We start from the raw sequence: 15,898 nt of genomic DNA on the forward strand, positions 1-15,898 counted from the left end.
ATGGCCACCAGACCCGCCAAACAGGGCTTCAGCCACAAGAAGATCGAACGCAATGTGACGTTGCTCGGCGCGCTCGCGCTGCTCACCGTCACCATCGGCGGCATCGTCGAGATCGCGCCGCTTTTCTGGATCGACAACACGGTCGAGAAGGTCGAGGGCATGCGCCCCTATACCCCGCTCGAGCTCGCCGGACGCAACATCTACATGCGCGAGGGCTGCTACACCTGCCACAGCCAGATGATCCGTCCGTTCCGCGACGAGGTCGAACGCTATGGCCACTACAGCCTCGCCGCCGAGAGCATGTACGACCACCCGTTCCAATGGGGGTCGAAACGCACCGGGCCCGACCTGGCGCGCGTCGGCGGCCGCTATTCGGACGAATGGCACAAGGCGCATCTGATCGACCCGCGCAGCGTCGTGCCCGAATCGATCATGCCGCCCTATGCCTTCCTCGCCGAACGCGATCTCCAGACGGGCGACATGGCGAACGACCTGACCGCGCTCTATCGCGTCGGTGTGCCCTATACGAAGGCCGACATCGCCAAGGCGAACGATGACATCCGGGCGCAGGCCGACCCCGATGCCGGCGCGGGCGATCTGCAGAAGCGCTATCCGAAGGCGCAGGTCCGCGACTTTGACGGCGACCCCGCGCGCGTGACCGAGATGGATGCGCTGATTGCCTATCTTCAGATGCTCGGCACGCTGGTCGATGTCGACAAGGCGGCGCCGCAGGAACGCGCCGGCGAAACGGAGGCGGCGCGATGAGCTACGACGCGCTTCGCCATTTCGCCGATAGCTGGGGGCTGCTCGCGATGGCGCTGCTGTTCCTCACCCTTATCGCCTGGCCGTTCCGGCCGAGCGCGCGCGCCCGCAACGAAGAGGCCGCGAACATGATCTTCAAGGACGACGAGCATGGCTGATCTGAAACAGCGCATCGACGAGGCGACCGGCACGAGCACGGTCGGCCATGAGTGGGACGGGATCGAGGAACTCGACACGCCGATGCCGCGCTGGTGGCTCTGGACCTTTTACGCCACGATCGTCTGGGGGCTGGCTTATGTCATCCTCTATCCGGCGTGGCCGATGGTCGACAGCGCGACCAGGGGCGTCCTCGGCTGGTCGAGCCGCGGCGACCTTGCAAAGGAAATGGCGGCCGATGCGAAGCGCCGCGCGCCGACGGTCAATGCCATCGCCGCAACCGCGATTACCGATCTGCCCGCGAAGCCCGAACTGATGCAGGCGGCGGTGCAGGGCGGCGGCGCGGCGTTCCGCGTCCATTGCGTCCAGTGCCACGGCGCTGGCGGTGCGGGGGTGAAGAAGCTCTATCCGAGCCTGACCGACGACGACTGGCTGTGGGGCGGCGATCTGGCGACCATCGAATATACGGTCACCCACGGCATCCGGAATCCCGACCACAAGGCGACCCGCACCAGCCTGATGCCCGCCTTCGGCCGCGACGGCATTCTCGACGCGGCGCAGATCGGCGATGTCGTCAGTTTCGTGCGCACGATCAGCCGGCAGGAAAAGGTCAGCGCGTCGTCGTCGCGCGGCGCGACGCTGTTCGCGGACAATTGCGCGGTCTGCCACGGCGCGGGCGGCGAAGGCGGGCGGCAGGTCGGCGCGCCGAAACTGACCGATGCGATCTGGCTGTACGGCGGCGATCGCGACAGCCTGACCGCGACGATCACGCAGCCGCGAAACGGCGTGATGCCGCGCTGGGGTGGCCGGCTCGATCCGGTCACGATCAAGATGCTGTCGGCCTATGTCTATTCGCTGGGCGGCGGCGAGAAGGGGCTCGCGCCCGTCGCCGAAGGGGCGGGAGCCGATGGCCAGCCCTGAAGATCTTTCCGGCCAGTCGGCGCCGCTCTATGAAGCGCGGAAGGGCGTTTACCCGAAAGCGGTGAACGGTCCCTTCCGCCGCTTCAAATGGGCGATCATGGCGGTCACGCTCGTGATCTATTACGGGACGCCGTGGATCCGCTGGGATCGCGGTCCTTACGCGCCCGATCAGGCGGTGCTCGTCGACCTTGCGAACCGGCGTTTCTACATGTTCCAGATCGAGATCTGGCCACATGAATTCTATTATGTCGCGGGCCTGCTCATCATGGCGGGGATCGGGCTGTTCCTTGTCACCAGCGCAGTCGGGCGCGCCTGGTGCGGTTATGCCTGTCCGCAGACGGTGTGGACCGACCTGTTCCAGCATGTCGACCGGCTGATCGACGGCGACCGCAACGCGCAGGTCCGGCTGGCGAACGGCCCGTGGACGGCCGAAAAGCTGGCGAAGCGGGTGATCAAATATGGCATCTATCTGGCCATCGCCTTCTGGACCGGCGGCGCGTGGATCATGTATTTCGCCGATGCGCCGACGCTGACGGCGGATTTCTGGACGGGACAGGCGGCGCTTGTCGCCTATGGCACCGTCGCCGTGCTGACCGCGACGACCTTCATCCTCGGCGGATTTATGCGCGAACAGGTGTGCGTCTATATGTGCCCCTGGCCGCGCATCCAGACCGCGATGATGGATGAAAAATCGCTGCTGGTGACATACAAGGACTGGCGCGGCGAACCGCGCGGCAGTGTCAAGAAGGCGCAGGCTCACCCCGGCGGCTTCGGCGACTGCATCGACTGCAACCAGTGCGTCGCCGTGTGCCCGACGGGAATCGACATTCGCGAAGGGCCGCAGATCGGTTGCATCACCTGCGCACTCTGTATCGACGCGTGCGACAGGGCGATGGCGCAGGTCGGTCGCCCGCGCGGGCTCATCGACTATTGCACGCTCGACGATGCGGCGACCGAAAAGGCAGGCGGCACCGGGCAGCCGATCCGCAAGACGCTGCTGCGTCCGCGCACCTTGATCTATTTCGGCGTCTGGACCGCAATCGGTGCGGCGATGCTCTTTTCGCTCGGCCAGCGGACGCGGCTCGACCTTGCCGTCCAGCACGAGCGCAGCCCGCTCTTCGTCCAGCTTTCCGACGGCCACATCCGCAACAATTACACGCTGAAGCTGCGCAATATGGAAACGCGCCCGCGCCGGGTCGCGGTGAGTGTCAGCGGGCTTCCCGGTGCGGTGCTGTGGACCGACGCCGGTTCGCGTGAAAAGGCCGGGCAGCGTATCGAACTGGCGCTGCCCGCCGACAGCGTCACGAGCGTCAAACTTTTCGTCGCGGCGCCCGCCATCGGTCCGGCGCGGCAGGATTTCACGATCGGTACGCGCGGGCTCGACGGCGATCCGCGCGGCGACAGCGACATCATCCAGTTCGACCGGCCGGAGGCAGGACAATGACCGACACACGCAAACCCAAGGCCTTCACCGGCCGGCATATGACGGCGATCCTCGTCGGCTTTTTTGCGGTCGTGATCGCGGTCAATCTCACCATGGCGCGCTTCGCCATGTCGACCTTTGGCGGCAAGGTAGTCGAGAACAGCTATGTTGCGAGCCAGCATTATAACGAATGGCTAAAACGTGCCGACGCGCAGGACCGCCTCGGATGGGATACGCGCATCACGCTCGATGCGAGGCGGCACGTGCTTCTGGCGCTCAGCAAGGATGGCGTTCCGCTCGACGGCATTCGGGCGTCGGCAACGATCAACCACCCCGTTGGGCGCACCCCGCCCGCCGCGCTCAATTTCGAGCCGGCGGTGGGCGGCGTGCTGCGCTCGGTCGAGCCGCTGGTGTTGGGGCGCTGGCGGCTCGACCTTATCGTCCGGCGTGGCGCCGACGAAGCCCGCTATCGCGAGAATCTTCAATGACCGCGACCGCCGTCGTCGAACGCGACTTCGCGGTGCCCGATATCCGCTGCGCGGGCTGCATCGCCAAGCTGGAGCAGGGGCTGGTGCGCGACAGGCGCATCGCCGCCGCGCGCGTCAACTTCACCGAGAAGCGCGTCCATCTGTCCTGCACCCCCGACACCGACATGCCCGACCTGATCGGCGCCTTTTCGAGCCTGGGTTTCGAAGCCCACCCGATCGGGAGCGGCCCCGACGAAGCCGATGCCGAAGCCGAAACGAGCCGTGAGTTGCTGCGCGCGGTCGCGGTGTCGGGCTTCGCGATGATGAACATCATGCTGCTCTCGGTGTCGGTCTGGTCGGGCGCGGCGGGGGCTACGCGCGACCTGTTCCACTGGCTGTCGGCGGCGATCGCCCTGCCGACGATCGCTTACGCCGGACGCCCCTTCTTCCGTTCGGCCTGGCGCGCGCTGCGTCATCGCCGCACCAATATGGACGTGCCGATCAGCATCGGGGTCCTGCTCGTCAGCGTCATGAGCCTCTACGAGACGGCGACGCACGGCGCCCACGCCTATTTCGATGGCGCAGTAATGCTGCTCTTTTTCCTGCTCTGCGGCCGCTGGCTCGACAGCGTGATGCGCGACCGCGCGCGGGGCGGCGTCACCGCGCTGCTCCGCAACATGGGCACCGGTGCGATGGTCTTTGGCCACGAACGCTCGACGCGCTGGGTGGACGCGACTGCGCTTGAGCCGGATATGGTCATGCTCGTCGCTGCCGGTGAGCGGCTCGCGGCGGACGGCGTCATCGCGAGCGGATCGAGCAGCATCGATCTGTCGCTGCTGACCGGCGAAAGCGCGCCGCAGACGGTTCGCCCGGGCGACGTCGTTCATGCGGGCACCCTCAACCTCGATGCACCGCTGAAGGTTCGCGTCACCGCTGCGGGCAGCGATACTGCGATCGCCGATATCGCTAGGCTGATGGGCGAGGCCGCGCAGGGTAAGTCGCGCTATGTCCGGATCGCCGATCGCGCGGCCCGCCTCTATGCACCGGCCGTCCATTGCCTTGCGCTGCTTGCCTTCGCAGGCTGGATGATCGCGGGCGCCGGCTGGCATCACAGCCTGCTCATCGCTGCAGCGGTGCTGATCATCACTTGCCCGTGCGCACTCGGCCTTGCTGTGCCCGCCGCGCAAATCGTCGCCGCGGGGGCCCTGATGCGCAAGGGGGTGCTGATCAAGGATGGCTCGGCGCTGGAGCGCCTGTCCGAAGTCGACCTCGCGCTTGTCGACAAGACCGGGACGCTCACGCCTGGCCGCCCCGAGGCGCTCGATCTCGGGCTGCTCGATATCGGCGTCAAATCGTTGGTCCTCGCGCTGGCTCAGTCGAGCCGTCATCCGCTCAGCGAAGCGCTGACCCGCGGGCTGCAAGCCTATGACGTTCGTCCCGCCGAGGTCGCTTCGATCCGAGAAACCGCGGGGTTCGGGGTGGAAGCTCGCTGGGCCGACCGCACCGTGACGCTCGGTCGGCCGCTCGGCACCGGGCTGGGCGATGCGCTCGCGACCCAGTTCGCCGTCGACGGGCGTCCGGTGGCGACGATCCGCTTCGCCGACCAGCTGCGTCCCGACGCGCGCGACGCGGTCGATGCGCTGCGCGAAGCCGGGATCGCGGCCATGATCCTGTCGGGCGATCGTGCCGAAGCCGTCGCCCCCGTGGCGCGCGAGCTCGGTCTCACCGCGCAGACCGGTATGAGCCCTCAAGACAAGCTCGCCGCGATCGCACGGCAGACGGCGCTCGGGCACAAGGTGTTGATGCTCGGCGATGGCCTTAATGACGGTCCGGCGCTTGCCGCAGGTTATGCCTCGATGGCGCCGGGCTCCGCGAGCGACGTCGGCAAAAATGCCGCCGACTGCATATTTATGGGCGACCGGTTGATGCCCGTGGTCGAGACGGTGCGCATGGCGCGGCGAACCCAGACGGTCGTTCGGCAGAACTTCATGCTCGCGATCGTCTACAACGTCGTCGCCGTGCCGCTCGCTTTCGCCGGACTCGTCACCCCGTTGATCGCCGCGGTCGCCATGTCGGGATCGTCGCTTCTCGTCGTCGGCAATGCCCTGCGCCTTAAAGGCGCGATCCGGTGAACGGCCTTATACTGCTCATACCGATCGCGCTGGGGCTCGGCCTGCTCGGGCTCGCTGCATTCTTCTGGTCATTGCGCCAAGGGCAGTTCGAGGATCTCGACGGCGCGGCGCTGCGGATCTTCGTTGAGGATGAAGAGGACCGGGCCGCATGATCGCGCGCCGGATCGGAGCCGTTGTGGCGGCGGCGGGCCTCGCCACCGCACCGCTCGCGACCGACGCGCGCGTCATACGCGTCGGGAAGTGCGGCGGCGCCGCGCAGCATCTTGTCCTGCCTGCCGATCCCGCCCGGCCGAGCGACGAGGGCGGCAATTGCGCCAAGGCGTGTCACGCCATGACCGACCGGCGGGACCGGCTGTCCGGCAAGCGAGGATGCTGTTGACGCGGCGGGTTTTGATCCCGGTCAATGTCGCCGCTGCGGGCGCCGCGTAAAGCCGTCGCATGTGGTCCTATCATCCCGATCTTCTCGCCCGGCCCGTGCCGCGCTACACCAGCTATCCAACGGCGATGGAATTTGCCGACGACGTCGGCGCCGACGCCTATGCACAGGCACTCGACGCAGTCGAAGCCGCGACGCCGATTTCGCTTTATGTCCATATCCCCTTTTGCGAGCAGATCTGCTGGTATTGCGGCTGCAACACCGGCGCGGCGGGACGCAAGCATCGGCTCGCCGACTATCTCGCGGCGCTCCAGTCGGAGATTACGCTTGTCGCCAAGCGGCTCGGGGGCCGCGGACGCGTCCAGCGCATTGCCTTCGGCGGCGGTAGCCCTAATGCGATCGCCCCGGTCGAGCTGGTGCGCCTGCTCGACCTGTTGCTTACCCTGTTCGATGCGCACCGGCCCGAGATATCGATCGAGCTCGATCCGCGCGGCTTCTCTGCCGAATGGGCACTTGTACTGGCTGCCGCGCGCGTGACCCGCGTGAGCCTCGGCGTGCAGACCTTCGCACCGCATATCCAGCAGGCAATCGGACGCATCCAGCCGCTCTCCCATATCGAACGCGTCGTGGCCGGGCTTCGGCTGCGCGATATCGACGCCATCAATTTCGATCTGATGTACGGCCTGCCGGGTCAGACCCTCGCCGATCTCGATGAGACGCTCGAGGAAACGATCCGTCTCGCGCCGAGCCGGATATCGCTTTTCGGCTATGCGCATCTCCCGAACATGATTCCGCGCCAGCGCCAGATCGACGCCAGCAATCTGCCCGACCATGAATTGCGCTTCGAGCAGGCCCGGCGCGGGTATGAGCGCCTCACCGATGCGGGCTATGTTCCCGTCGGATTCGATCATTTCGCGCTGCCTTCCGATCCGCTTGCCGACGCCGCGCGCGACGGGCGGGTGAGCCGCAATTTTCAGGGCTTTACCGAGGACGACAGCCCGGTTCTGATCGGCATCGGTGCCAGTGCGATCAGCCGGTTTCCCGATCTCATCGTCCAGAATGAAAAACGCGCGGGCGTCTATCGTGACCTCATCGCAGCCGATCAGTTGTCCGCCGTTCTGGGCGTTGCGATCGACGCCGATGACCGCGAGCGCGGGCGGCTCATCAAGGAGTTGCTGTGCCAGGGGACCGCTTGCCTCGACGCGCGCTGGCTAAAGTCTGCGCGGGCCGCGCTTGCGCCCTTCGAGCGCCTGAATATCCTTCGCTGGGAGGGTGAAAGGCTCGTCGTCGAGGACCATGGCCTGCCCTACGCCCGACTGGTCGCCGCGCAATTCGACCGTCATCGCGGCGCGATCACTCGTGAGGACCTCGAGCCTATGTTTTCCAATTGCGCAGATAGAACAGCAAGCAGGGCATGATATAAATCCTCCGCTAACTGCAGAAATCTGCAGCTTACCTGTACGTGTTATTCCTAATGGGAAGCGTATCCGCCCTGACAGATAGAAGCCTCATATCCCGGCTATTTCAACCTTTAGGGGCAGGCTCATGCGCTACGACCAGATTTTCAGCGATGCGATCGCGCGCCTGCACGACGAGGGACGCTATCGGGTGTTCGTCGATATCCTGCGGGACCGCGGCGCCTACCCCGGCGCGCGCTGCTTCGATGCCGATGGGGAAGCGAGGCCGATCACCGTCTGGTGTTCGAACGACTATCTCGGCATGGGGCAGCACCCGGCGGTCCTCGATGCAATGGAAGCCGCAATCGCTGATGTCGGTGCGGGCTCGGGCGGCACACGGAATATCAGCGGCAACACCCATTATCATATCGAACTCGAGCGCGAGCTTGCCGATCTCCATGGCAAGGAGAGTGCGCTCCTCTTTACGTCGGGCTATGTGTCGAACGACGCCACGCTCGCGACGCTGGGCAAGCTCCTGCCCAGCTGCGTGGTATTTTCGGACGAGCTAAATCACGCGAGCATGATTGCCGGCATTCGCAATGCGGGATGCGAGCGGAAGATCTTTCGCCACAATGATCTGGCGCATCTCGAGGCACTGCTTGCCGAAACGGACCCCGCGCGGGCCAAGCTCATCGCCTTCGAGAGTGTCTATTCGATGGACGGCGACGTCGCGCCGATCGCCGCGATCTGCGATCTGGCCGATCGCTATCAGGCCCTCACCTATCTCGATGAAGTCCACGCCGTCGGCATGTACGGCTCGCGCGGTGGCGGTATATCGGAGCGCGATGAAGTGGCGCACCGCGTCAGCGTGATCGAGGGCACGCTCGCCAAGGCCTTCGGCGTCATGGGCGGTTATATCGCCGCGGACCGCGCAGTCATTGACTGCATTCGCAGCTATGCACCAGGCTTCATCTTCACGACCTCGCTGTCGCCTGTTCTCGCCGCCGGCGCGCTCGCCAGCGTTCGCCACCTGAAAGTGTCGACATCTGAACGCGAAGGACAGCGGGCCGCTGCTCAGCGGCTCAAGTCGCTGTTTCGGGCCGCAGGGTTGCCGGTCTTGCCGAGCGACACGCACATCGTCCCGCTCCTCGTGGGCGACCCTGTCCGCGCCAAGGCCCTCAGCGACCATCTGCTCACCGAGCATGGCGCCTATGTTCAGCCGATCAACTATCCAACGGTACCGCGCGGAACCGAGCGGCTTCGCTTCACGCCGGGTCCGCTGCATGGCGAGGAGGAAATGAAGGCACTGACGGCGGCGCTTGCCGCTTGGTATTTCCCATATCGCATGCCGATTGCCGCGTGACGAACTGAGTGGGAATCGGCACGATTAGGGTACGCAGCCGGCCAAAAATCCGATGTAATCCAGTGGTCTAAGATTAATTTGGGGCCTTTTTGGGGGCACTGGACGATTTGCGAATAGAGGAATATCCCGGAAAACTGCCAATTTTTTCGCGTAATTAGATTCCGGCTCGGCTCCAAACTTTTCCCAAGTTGCAAAATCAGACTTCGCTTGCGTCGGTCCCATGGCGTCGCCCCTATCGCGCAATCTGTAGCGCCGGTTTCTGACGGTAACCTGACGAGGGAGGCTGTTCGGTAGCCCCAAGGACAAAGGGCTGCCCCTTTCGGAGCAGCCCTTCCATTGTCGTGCCTGTTCGCGGACGATTATCCGAGCCGGACCCCCGCGAGGAAGGTCATGCTCAAATCTGCCGCATGCGGCGCGTGACAATGAGACATTCGACCACCTCCTTTCGCTTGTTGACGATGAAATCAATGTAAGATTCCTGGCGGTCAGTTCAAGATGTTTGCTTTTGCCCCGCACACGGAGCCAGGCGGACGATATCCAGCTTGTGAATCGTCCCGCTTTCTGCTTGCCGTTTGCGCGCCCTGCCGGGAAAGAAGTTTCTATCGGACTCGTTCGCATGGAGGACAGCAGCATGGCCCATGGCACCGCCCGCATCGGCAAGGATCATTATCGCACCGCGATCAACGTCGGCGGCCATGAGCTGATCGGCGACGAGGGGCCGGGGCTGGGCGGGCAGAATCTGGGGCCGGCGCCTTATGATTTCCTGCTCGCGGGCCTCGGCGCGTGCACCGCGATCACATTGCGCATGTACGCCGACCGCAAGGAATGGCCGCTCGAATCGGTCGATGTCGGCCTGCGGCTCGTCAACAAGGACGGCCTTCGGGTCGATCGGGTGCTGACGATCGCGGGGCTCGACGACGAACAGAAAGCACGGCTCGCCGATATTGCCGAGCGGACGCCGGTGACGCTGACGCTGAAGGGCGGGCTGCCGATCGACACAAGATTGGCATAGGATCCTCCCTGTCGCGAAGCGATGGGGAGGGGGACCATGCAAAGCATGGTGGAGGGGCCGCGACGTTGCGTTATGGCCCCTCCGTCAGCGCTTCGCGCTGCCACCTCCCCATTGCTTCGCGACAGGGAGGATAGGGGATCGGGGGCGCCACTGGACAAGTTGCGATCTACCACTTATATACCAGCCGTTATGGAAATCGAAACCGCCACCGTCGCCACACCGCATAAGGGCCGTCCGCGCGAATTTTGCGTCGACATGGCGCTGGCGGCGGCGCTGCGCGTCTTCTGGTCGAAGGGCTATGAGGGTGCGTCGATGGCTGATCTGACCGAGGCGATGGGGATTACCAAGCCGAGTTTGTACGCGGCCTTCGGCAACAAGGAAGCCCTCTTCAACAAGGCGCTCGACCTCTATGAGCGCGAAAAGGCCGACTATATGCATGCGGCGCTCGATGCGCCGACCGCGCGCGGCGTCGCCGAGCGGCTGATGTACGGGGCGCTCGACATGTACACCTGCCCCGAAAATCCGAACGGCTGCCTTGGCGTGATCACCTCGGTTGCGTGCGGCGCCGAGGCCGAATGCATTCGTCAGGCCGTGCTCGAACGCGGCGCGACGGCGAAGCGCGCGATGCTCGAACGCTTTGCGCGCGCCAAGGAAGAGGGCGACTTCCCGCCCGACACCGACGCCGAAGGTCTGGCGGCGTTCCTGACCGCGGTGAACCAGGGCATGTCGGTGCAGGCCGGCGCCGGCGCGACGCGCGCCGAGCTGGAGCGGCTCGTCGAAACCAGCCTGAAGCTTTGGCCGGGGCGTTGATCTGAGCATTTACCGGCCGAAAGACCGACGCCCACTGTTTCGGTAAACGCTCGGAAAGAAAAATTTTACTGCCCGGTACAGAATGGTCTTGACGCAGCGCAACATGACTTATATACCACTCAGTATACAAAGATAGGCTCTCCCCCGAGACCGGCCGCTGCGTGACAAAGATCGTGCGGCGGCCGGAAGTTTCACCATCGAATAATTTCCCGGAAGAGAGTCTTGCTCCGGTCGGGCGCCCGAAGGCGCTTGCCCGCAAGATATAAACAGGGACCCCGCGCGCGCATGGGATGCGTGTGGCGGGACAGGGCGGCCGTCCTCTCTCGAGGGCCCTCTGGCAACAAGGACCATTTGCGACACCAGCCGGAGGCATGCGCTTCCGGCGCTGGCTGCCTGCGCCCCCCTCCCCCTCCCCCGGGGGCGCAGGCGGCCAAAACGAACGAAAAGAAGAGGGCATTTCCATGACCGTCCACACCCCGATCGAAAAACTCGACCCCGCCGACGCGAAGGTCCGGCGCGAACTCAAGACATTGCTCCACCCCGGCCGCGGCCGCCGCGCCGCGTGGATCGGGGCGTTCCTCGTGCTCATTGTCGGCGCCTGGTGGCTGCTCCGCGACGGTCCGCCGCAGGCGGCCGCAGCGCCCGCGCCCGTGCTCACCGTCGCGGCGCCGATCGCGCGCGACGTGACCTTGTGGGACGAATATATCGGCCGCTTCGAGGCATCGAAAGCGGTCGAGGTGCGCCCGCGCGTTTCGGGCGCGATCACCGCGATCCACTTCACCGACGGGCAGATCGTCCGTCAGGGTCAGCCGCTTTTCACGATCGATCCGCGCCCCTATCGCGCCGCGCTCGCCGAAGCGCGTGCCTCGGCGGCCAGCGCGCGCAGCGACCTTGCGCTCGCGCGGCTCGAACTCGAACGCGCCGGACGGCTCGTCGATGTCGAGGCGGTGTCGCAGAGCGAGATCGACCGGCTGCGTGCGCGGGTGAACGCTGCGAATGCCGCGCTGGCTGGTGCCGATGCGCGCATCGCGGCGCGCTCGCTCGACGTCGAATTTACTGTCGTTCGCGCGCCGCTGAGCGGCCGTATTTCGGATCGCCAGATCGACGCGGGCAACCTTGTGTCGGCGGGCGATGCCGGCGGTACGCTGCTCACGACGATCAACGCGCTCGATCCCGTCTACTTCACCTTCCAGGGATCCGAAGCTTTGTTCCTCAAGACCAAGCGCGCGGGCGGCGATAAGGGTGCGGCGGTCGAAGTCCGCCTGCAGGACGAAAGCGATTATCGCTGGAAGGGGCAGCTCGACTTTACCGACAATGGCCTCGACCCGCGTTCGGGCACGATCCGCGCCCGCGCCAGCTTCCGCAACCCGGAAATGTTCCTGACCCCCGGCATGTTCGGCAACATGCGCCTGACGACCGGCCAGACGGCGCGCGCGCTGTTGATCCCCGCCGCGGCGGTGCAGACCGACCAGGCGCGCAAGATCGTCTATGTCGTCGGCAAGGACGGCATGGTCGCGGCGAAGCCGGTCGAGCTTGGCCCCGAAGTCGATGGTCTGCGCGTCATCCGTTCGGGCCTGACCCCGACCGATCGTGTCGTCATCAACGGCTATCAGTTCGCGCGTCCCGGCGAAAAGGCCGTGGCCAAGGCGGGCAAGATCGTCGCCACGGCACCCCCCGAGGGTGCGGCTGCCGCGGTCGAACCGGTGTCGGCGCAGGCGACCTTCACGCGGTAACTTCTCTCCCCTCCCGCTTGCGGGAGGGGTCGGGGGAGGGCCGGTGGCTATGCCCTCCCCGCTGCGACTAGCGAGCAAGCTCGCAAGTCTCGCTACCCCTCCCGCGGGGCGGGAGGGGAAGGTTTACAGATCATAGAACAGGGGCTCTCCCATGCGCCTATCCCGCTTTTTCATCGACCGGCCGATCTTTGCCGCCGTGCTCGCTGTCATCATCACCATCATCGGTGCGGTCGCCTATATCGGCCTGCCGGTCTCGCAATATCCCGACATCGTCCCCCCGACGGTGACTGTGACCGCAACCTATCCGGGCGCGTCGGCTGAAACCGTCGCCGACACAGTGGCGGCGCCGATCGAGCAGGAAATCAACGGCGTCGACAATATGCTCTATATGAGCAGCCAGTCGACCGGCGACGGTGTCGTCACGATCACCGTGACCTTCAAGATCGGCACCGACCTCGATGCCGCGCAGGTGCTGGTGCAGAACCGCGTCGCGATTGCGACCCCGCGCCTCCCTGAAACGGTGCAGCGCCTCGGCGTGGTGACGCGCAAGACCTCGCCCGACTTCCTGTTGATCGTGAACCTGGTTTCGCCCGACGAGTCGCTGGATCGCGCGTACATCTCCAACTATGCGCTGACGCAGCTGCGCGATCGTTTGAGCCGCATCGACGGCGTTGGCGACGTGCGCCTGTTCGGCAGCCGCGACTATGCGATGCGCGTGTGGATCGATCCCGGCCGCGCCGCCGCGCTCGACCTGACCGCGGGCGAGATCGTGACCGCGCTGCGCCGTGAAAATGTGCAGGTCGCCGCGGGTTCGCTCGGCCAGCCGCCGCATGCCAACGGCAGCAGTTTCCAGCTGAGTGTCGAAACGCAAGGCCGCCTGACCGACCCCAAGGATTTCGCCAATATCGTCATCCGCACCGACGCCGACGGGCGTCAGGTCCGCGTCTCGGACGTCGCGCGCGTCGAGCTCGGCGCATCGGATTATAATTCGAACACCTATTTGTCGGGCGATCCGACGGTCATTCTCGCGACCTTCCAGCGCCCGGGTTCGAACGCACTCGCCGCGGCGCAGGCGGTCGAGGCCGAAATGGCGGCGGCATCGAAAAGCTTTCCCAAGGGCCTCGAATATCGCGTCATCTATAACCCCACCGAATTCATCGCCCAGTCGATCGACGCGGTGATGGAGACGCTGTTCGAAGCCGTCATCCTCGTCGTCATCGTCATTCTGGTCTTCTTGCAGAAATGGCGCGCGGCGATCATTCCGGTGCTCGCGATTCCGGTGTCGCTGATCGGGACCTTCGTGGTGCTCGCGGCGTTCGGTTACAGCCTCAACAACCTCTCGCTGTTCGGGCTGGTGCTCGCGATCGGCATCGTCGTCGACGACGCGATCGTCGTCGTCGAAAATGTCGAACGCAACCTCGAAAAAGGGATGAGCGCGCTCGAAGCTGCGCGCACGTCGATGGATGAGGTCTCGGGCGCGCTCGTCGCGATCGTGCTCGTGCTCTGCGCGGTGTTCGTGCCGACCTTGTTCCTTACCGGGCTGTCGGGTGCCTTCTACCAGCAGTTCGCGGTGACGATCTCGACCGCGACGATCATCTCGCTCGTGCTGTCGCTCACGCTGTCGCCCGCGCTCGCGGCGATCCTGCTGAGGCCGCACGCCCCCGCGCAGGCGGACGGATGGCTGATGGCGCGTATCCACCGTGCCGGCGAGCGCTTCAATGAGGCTTTCGAGCGGCTCAGCAACGGCTATGCGCGGCTGACCGACCGGCTGGTGCGTGCGCCGAAAAAGATGATGGTCACCTATGCCGGATTGATCGCCGCGACCGCGGGCCTGTTCTGGGCGACGCCGACGGGCTTCATTCCCGCGCAGGATCAGGGCTATTTCCTCGTCGTCGCCAAGCTGCCCTCGGGCGCCTCGGTCGAACGCACCGATGCGGTGCTGAAGAAGGTCGCTGGCCGCGTGCTGCCGATCGAGGGTGTGCTCGGTTCGGTGATGCTCGCGGGCTTCGACGGCCCGTCGCAGACGCTCGCGCCGAACTCGGCCGCCGCTTACTTCCCGCTCAAATCCTTCGAGGAACGCGGGAAGCTCGGGGTCAATTTCGAGGACATCATGAACCAGGCGCGCGCGAACACCGCCGACATCACCGAGGCGCAGATCGTCATCATCCCGCCGCCGTTGATCCAGGGCATCGGCTCGGCGGGCGGTTACCGCATGATCGTTCAGGATCGCGGCGGGAACGGCTATGCCGCGCTCGCGAACGAGACGAACAATCTGATCGGCAAGGCGAACGAGACCCCGGGCCTCGCGAACGTCTTCACCTTCTTCGACCCGTCGAACCCGCGCGTCTATGCCGATATCGACCGGGCGAAGGCGAATATGCTCGGCGTGCCGCCCGAACGCGTCTTCGAAGCGTTGCAGGTCTATCTGGGATCGGCGTTCGTCAACGACTTCAACCTGCTCGGCCGCACCTATCGTGTCACCGCGCAGGCCGATGCGCCCTATCGCCAGACCGTCGCCGATATCGCCAACCTGCGGACGCGATCCGATTCAGGCGCGATGGTGCCGATCGGGTCGGTCGCGAACTTCGAGGATCGCACGGGGCCGTACCGCGTCACGCGCTACAACCTCTTCCCCGCGGTCGAGATCGACGGCGATACCGCTCCGGGCTCGTCGTCGGGCGCGTCGCTGACGACGATGGAGAAGCTCGCGTCGGAAACGCTCCCGGCGGGCTACGGCACCGAATGGACGGGCATCGCCTTCCAGCAGAAGGCGGCGGCGAACACCGCGGGTATCGTCTTCGCGCTCGCGGTGGTCTTCGTCTTCCTCGTGCTCGCGGCGCAATATGAAAGCCTGATGCTGCCATTGGCGATCATCTTCATCGTCCCGATGTGTCTGCTCGCGGCGATGGTCGGCGTGAATTTGCGCGGCATGGACAATAATGTGCTGACGCAGATCGGGCTCGTCGTGCTCATCGCGCTTGCTGCGAAGAACGCGATCCTGATCGTCGAATTCGCCAAGCAGGCCGAGGAAGAGGATGGGCTGTCGCCGATCGAAGCCGCGGTGCGTGCCGCGCGCGACCGTCTGCGCCCGATCCTGATGACCAGCTTTGCCTTCATCCTCGGCGCCGTGCCGCTGCTGATCGCAAGCGGGGCGGGGGCAGAACTGCGCCAGGCGCTCGGGACCGCGGTCTTCTTCGGCATGCTCGGCGTGACGGCGTTCGGCCTCATCTTCACCCCGACCTTCTACGTCGTCGCACGCGCGCTCAGCCAGTGGTCGGCAGAGCGGCGCGCGCGACGCGGGTCGGACGACCACGGGACGGCACTGCCGGTTCCGGCTGAGTGATGA

Annotated in this window: 14 protein-coding genes; all 14 read left to right on the forward strand. The window is 65.4% G+C overall.

All coding sequences use genetic code 11. From position 1 onward, the window contains the following. On the forward strand, positions 1–765 hold the full coding sequence (ccoO, locus tag ATE70_RS15620) for a cytochrome-c oxidase, cbb3-type subunit II (RefSeq protein WP_058538806.1): 765 nt from the start codon (positions 1–3) through the stop codon (positions 763–765). Further along, positions 762–920 carry a cbb3-type cytochrome c oxidase subunit 3 gene (locus ATE70_RS15625; RefSeq protein ID WP_054731544.1) on the forward strand — a complete coding sequence of 53 codons (159 nt, stop codon included), beginning with the start codon at positions 762–764 and terminating at the stop codon, positions 918–920. The genes ccoO and ATE70_RS15625 overlap by 4 nt, the downstream gene beginning before the upstream one ends. Beyond that, the gene (gene ccoP / locus ATE70_RS15630) at positions 913–1,839 is read left to right on the forward strand and encodes a cytochrome-c oxidase, cbb3-type subunit III (RefSeq protein WP_058538807.1); all 927 of its coding nucleotides are present in this window, start codon (positions 913–915) and stop codon (positions 1,837–1,839) included. Before ATE70_RS15625 ends, ccoP begins: the two co-directional genes overlap by 8 nt. Then, a complete protein-coding gene (gene ccoG / locus ATE70_RS15635) occupies positions 1,826–3,283 on the forward strand; it encodes a cytochrome c oxidase accessory protein CcoG (RefSeq protein WP_058538808.1) in 1,458 nt (485 codons plus the stop codon). Before ccoP ends, ccoG begins: the two co-directional genes overlap by 14 nt. Further along, a complete protein-coding gene (locus ATE70_RS15640; RefSeq protein WP_058538809.1) occupies positions 3,280–3,750 on the forward strand; it encodes a FixH family protein in 471 nt (156 codons plus the stop codon). The genes ccoG and ATE70_RS15640 overlap by 4 nt, the downstream gene beginning before the upstream one ends. Beyond that, positions 3,747–5,861 carry a heavy metal translocating P-type ATPase gene (locus ATE70_RS15645; protein WP_058538810.1) on the forward strand — a complete coding sequence of 705 codons (2,115 nt, stop codon included), beginning with the start codon at positions 3,747–3,749 and terminating at the stop codon, positions 5,859–5,861. Before ATE70_RS15640 ends, ATE70_RS15645 begins: the two co-directional genes overlap by 4 nt. Next, complete coding sequence (gene ccoS / locus ATE70_RS15650; RefSeq protein WP_058538811.1) at positions 5,858–6,013, forward strand: cbb3-type cytochrome oxidase assembly protein CcoS; 156 nt, start codon at positions 5,858–5,860, stop codon at positions 6,011–6,013. Before ATE70_RS15645 ends, ccoS begins: the two co-directional genes overlap by 4 nt. Continuing rightward, entirely contained in the window at positions 6,010–6,240 is a 231-nt protein-coding gene (locus ATE70_RS15655; RefSeq protein WP_058538812.1) for a hypothetical protein, read from the forward strand. Before ccoS ends, ATE70_RS15655 begins: the two co-directional genes overlap by 4 nt. Positions 6,241–6,299: 59 nt before the next feature. After that, the gene (gene hemN / locus ATE70_RS15660; protein ID WP_058538813.1) at positions 6,300–7,655 is read left to right on the forward strand and encodes an oxygen-independent coproporphyrinogen III oxidase; all 1,356 of its coding nucleotides are present in this window, start codon (positions 6,300–6,302) and stop codon (positions 7,653–7,655) included. Positions 7,656–7,782: 127 nt separating this feature from the next. Beyond that, positions 7,783–8,997 (forward strand): 5-aminolevulinate synthase, encoded by a 1,215-nt coding sequence (gene hemA / locus ATE70_RS15665; RefSeq protein ID WP_058538814.1) that lies wholly within the window; start codon positions 7,783–7,785, stop codon positions 8,995–8,997. Positions 8,998–9,628: 631 nt separating this feature from the next. Continuing rightward, on the forward strand, positions 9,629–10,009 hold the full coding sequence (locus ATE70_RS15670; protein ID WP_058538933.1) for an OsmC family protein: 381 nt from the start codon (positions 9,629–9,631) through the stop codon (positions 10,007–10,009). A gap of 189 nt (positions 10,010–10,198) precedes the next feature. After that, positions 10,199–10,819, forward strand: a complete 621-nt coding sequence (locus ATE70_RS15675; RefSeq protein WP_082521505.1) for a TetR/AcrR family transcriptional regulator — start codon at positions 10,199–10,201, stop codon at positions 10,817–10,819. 461 nt (positions 10,820–11,280) lie between these two features. Then, positions 11,281–12,552, forward strand: coding sequence for an efflux RND transporter periplasmic adaptor subunit (locus ATE70_RS15680; RefSeq protein WP_058538815.1), 1,272 nt, complete (start codon positions 11,281–11,283; stop codon positions 12,550–12,552). Positions 12,553–12,703: 151 nt separating this feature from the next. Beyond that, positions 12,704–15,895, forward strand: coding sequence for an efflux RND transporter permease subunit (locus tag ATE70_RS15685; protein ID WP_058538816.1), 3,192 nt, complete (start codon positions 12,704–12,706; stop codon positions 15,893–15,895). Positions 15,896–15,898 lie beyond the last annotated feature (3 nt).

Source organism: Sphingopyxis sp. H053 (assembly GCF_001468225.1).
Taxonomy (GTDB): Bacteria; Pseudomonadota; Alphaproteobacteria; order Sphingomonadales; family Sphingomonadaceae; genus Sphingopyxis.

Excerpts from the sequence above, each read along its gene's own strand:
- ccoG (WP_058538808.1), top strand. The coding sequence starts at position 1,826 with ATGGCCAGCCCTGAAGATCTTTCCGGCCAGTCGGCGCCGCTCTATGAA.
- hemA (WP_058538814.1), top strand. The coding sequence starts at position 7,783 with ATGCGCTACGACCAGATTTTCAGCGATGCGATCGCGCGCCTGCACGAC.
- ATE70_RS15645 (WP_058538810.1), top strand. The coding sequence starts at position 3,747 with ATGACCGCGACCGCCGTCGTCGAACGCGACTTCGCGGTGCCCGATATC.
- hemN (WP_058538813.1), top strand. The coding sequence starts at position 6,300 with ATGTGGTCCTATCATCCCGATCTTCTCGCCCGGCCCGTGCCGCGCTAC.
- ATE70_RS15675 (WP_082521505.1), top strand. The coding sequence starts at position 10,199 with ATGGAAATCGAAACCGCCACCGTCGCCACACCGCATAAGGGCCGTCCG.
- ccoO (WP_058538806.1), top strand. The coding sequence starts at position 1 with ATGGCCACCAGACCCGCCAAACAGGGCTTCAGCCACAAGAAGATCGAA.
- ATE70_RS15640 (WP_058538809.1), top strand. The coding sequence starts at position 3,280 with ATGACCGACACACGCAAACCCAAGGCCTTCACCGGCCGGCATATGACG.
- ccoP (WP_058538807.1), top strand. The coding sequence starts at position 913 with ATGGCTGATCTGAAACAGCGCATCGACGAGGCGACCGGCACGAGCACG.
- ATE70_RS15680 (WP_058538815.1), top strand. The coding sequence starts at position 11,281 with ATGACCGTCCACACCCCGATCGAAAAACTCGACCCCGCCGACGCGAAG.
- ATE70_RS15655 (WP_058538812.1), top strand. The coding sequence starts at position 6,010 with ATGATCGCGCGCCGGATCGGAGCCGTTGTGGCGGCGGCGGGCCTCGCC.
- ATE70_RS15685 (WP_058538816.1), top strand. The coding sequence starts at position 12,704 with ATGCGCCTATCCCGCTTTTTCATCGACCGGCCGATCTTTGCCGCCGTG.
- ATE70_RS15625 (WP_054731544.1), top strand. The coding sequence starts at position 762 with ATGAGCTACGACGCGCTTCGCCATTTCGCCGATAGCTGGGGGCTGCTC.
- ATE70_RS15670 (WP_058538933.1), top strand. The coding sequence starts at position 9,629 with ATGGCCCATGGCACCGCCCGCATCGGCAAGGATCATTATCGCACCGCG.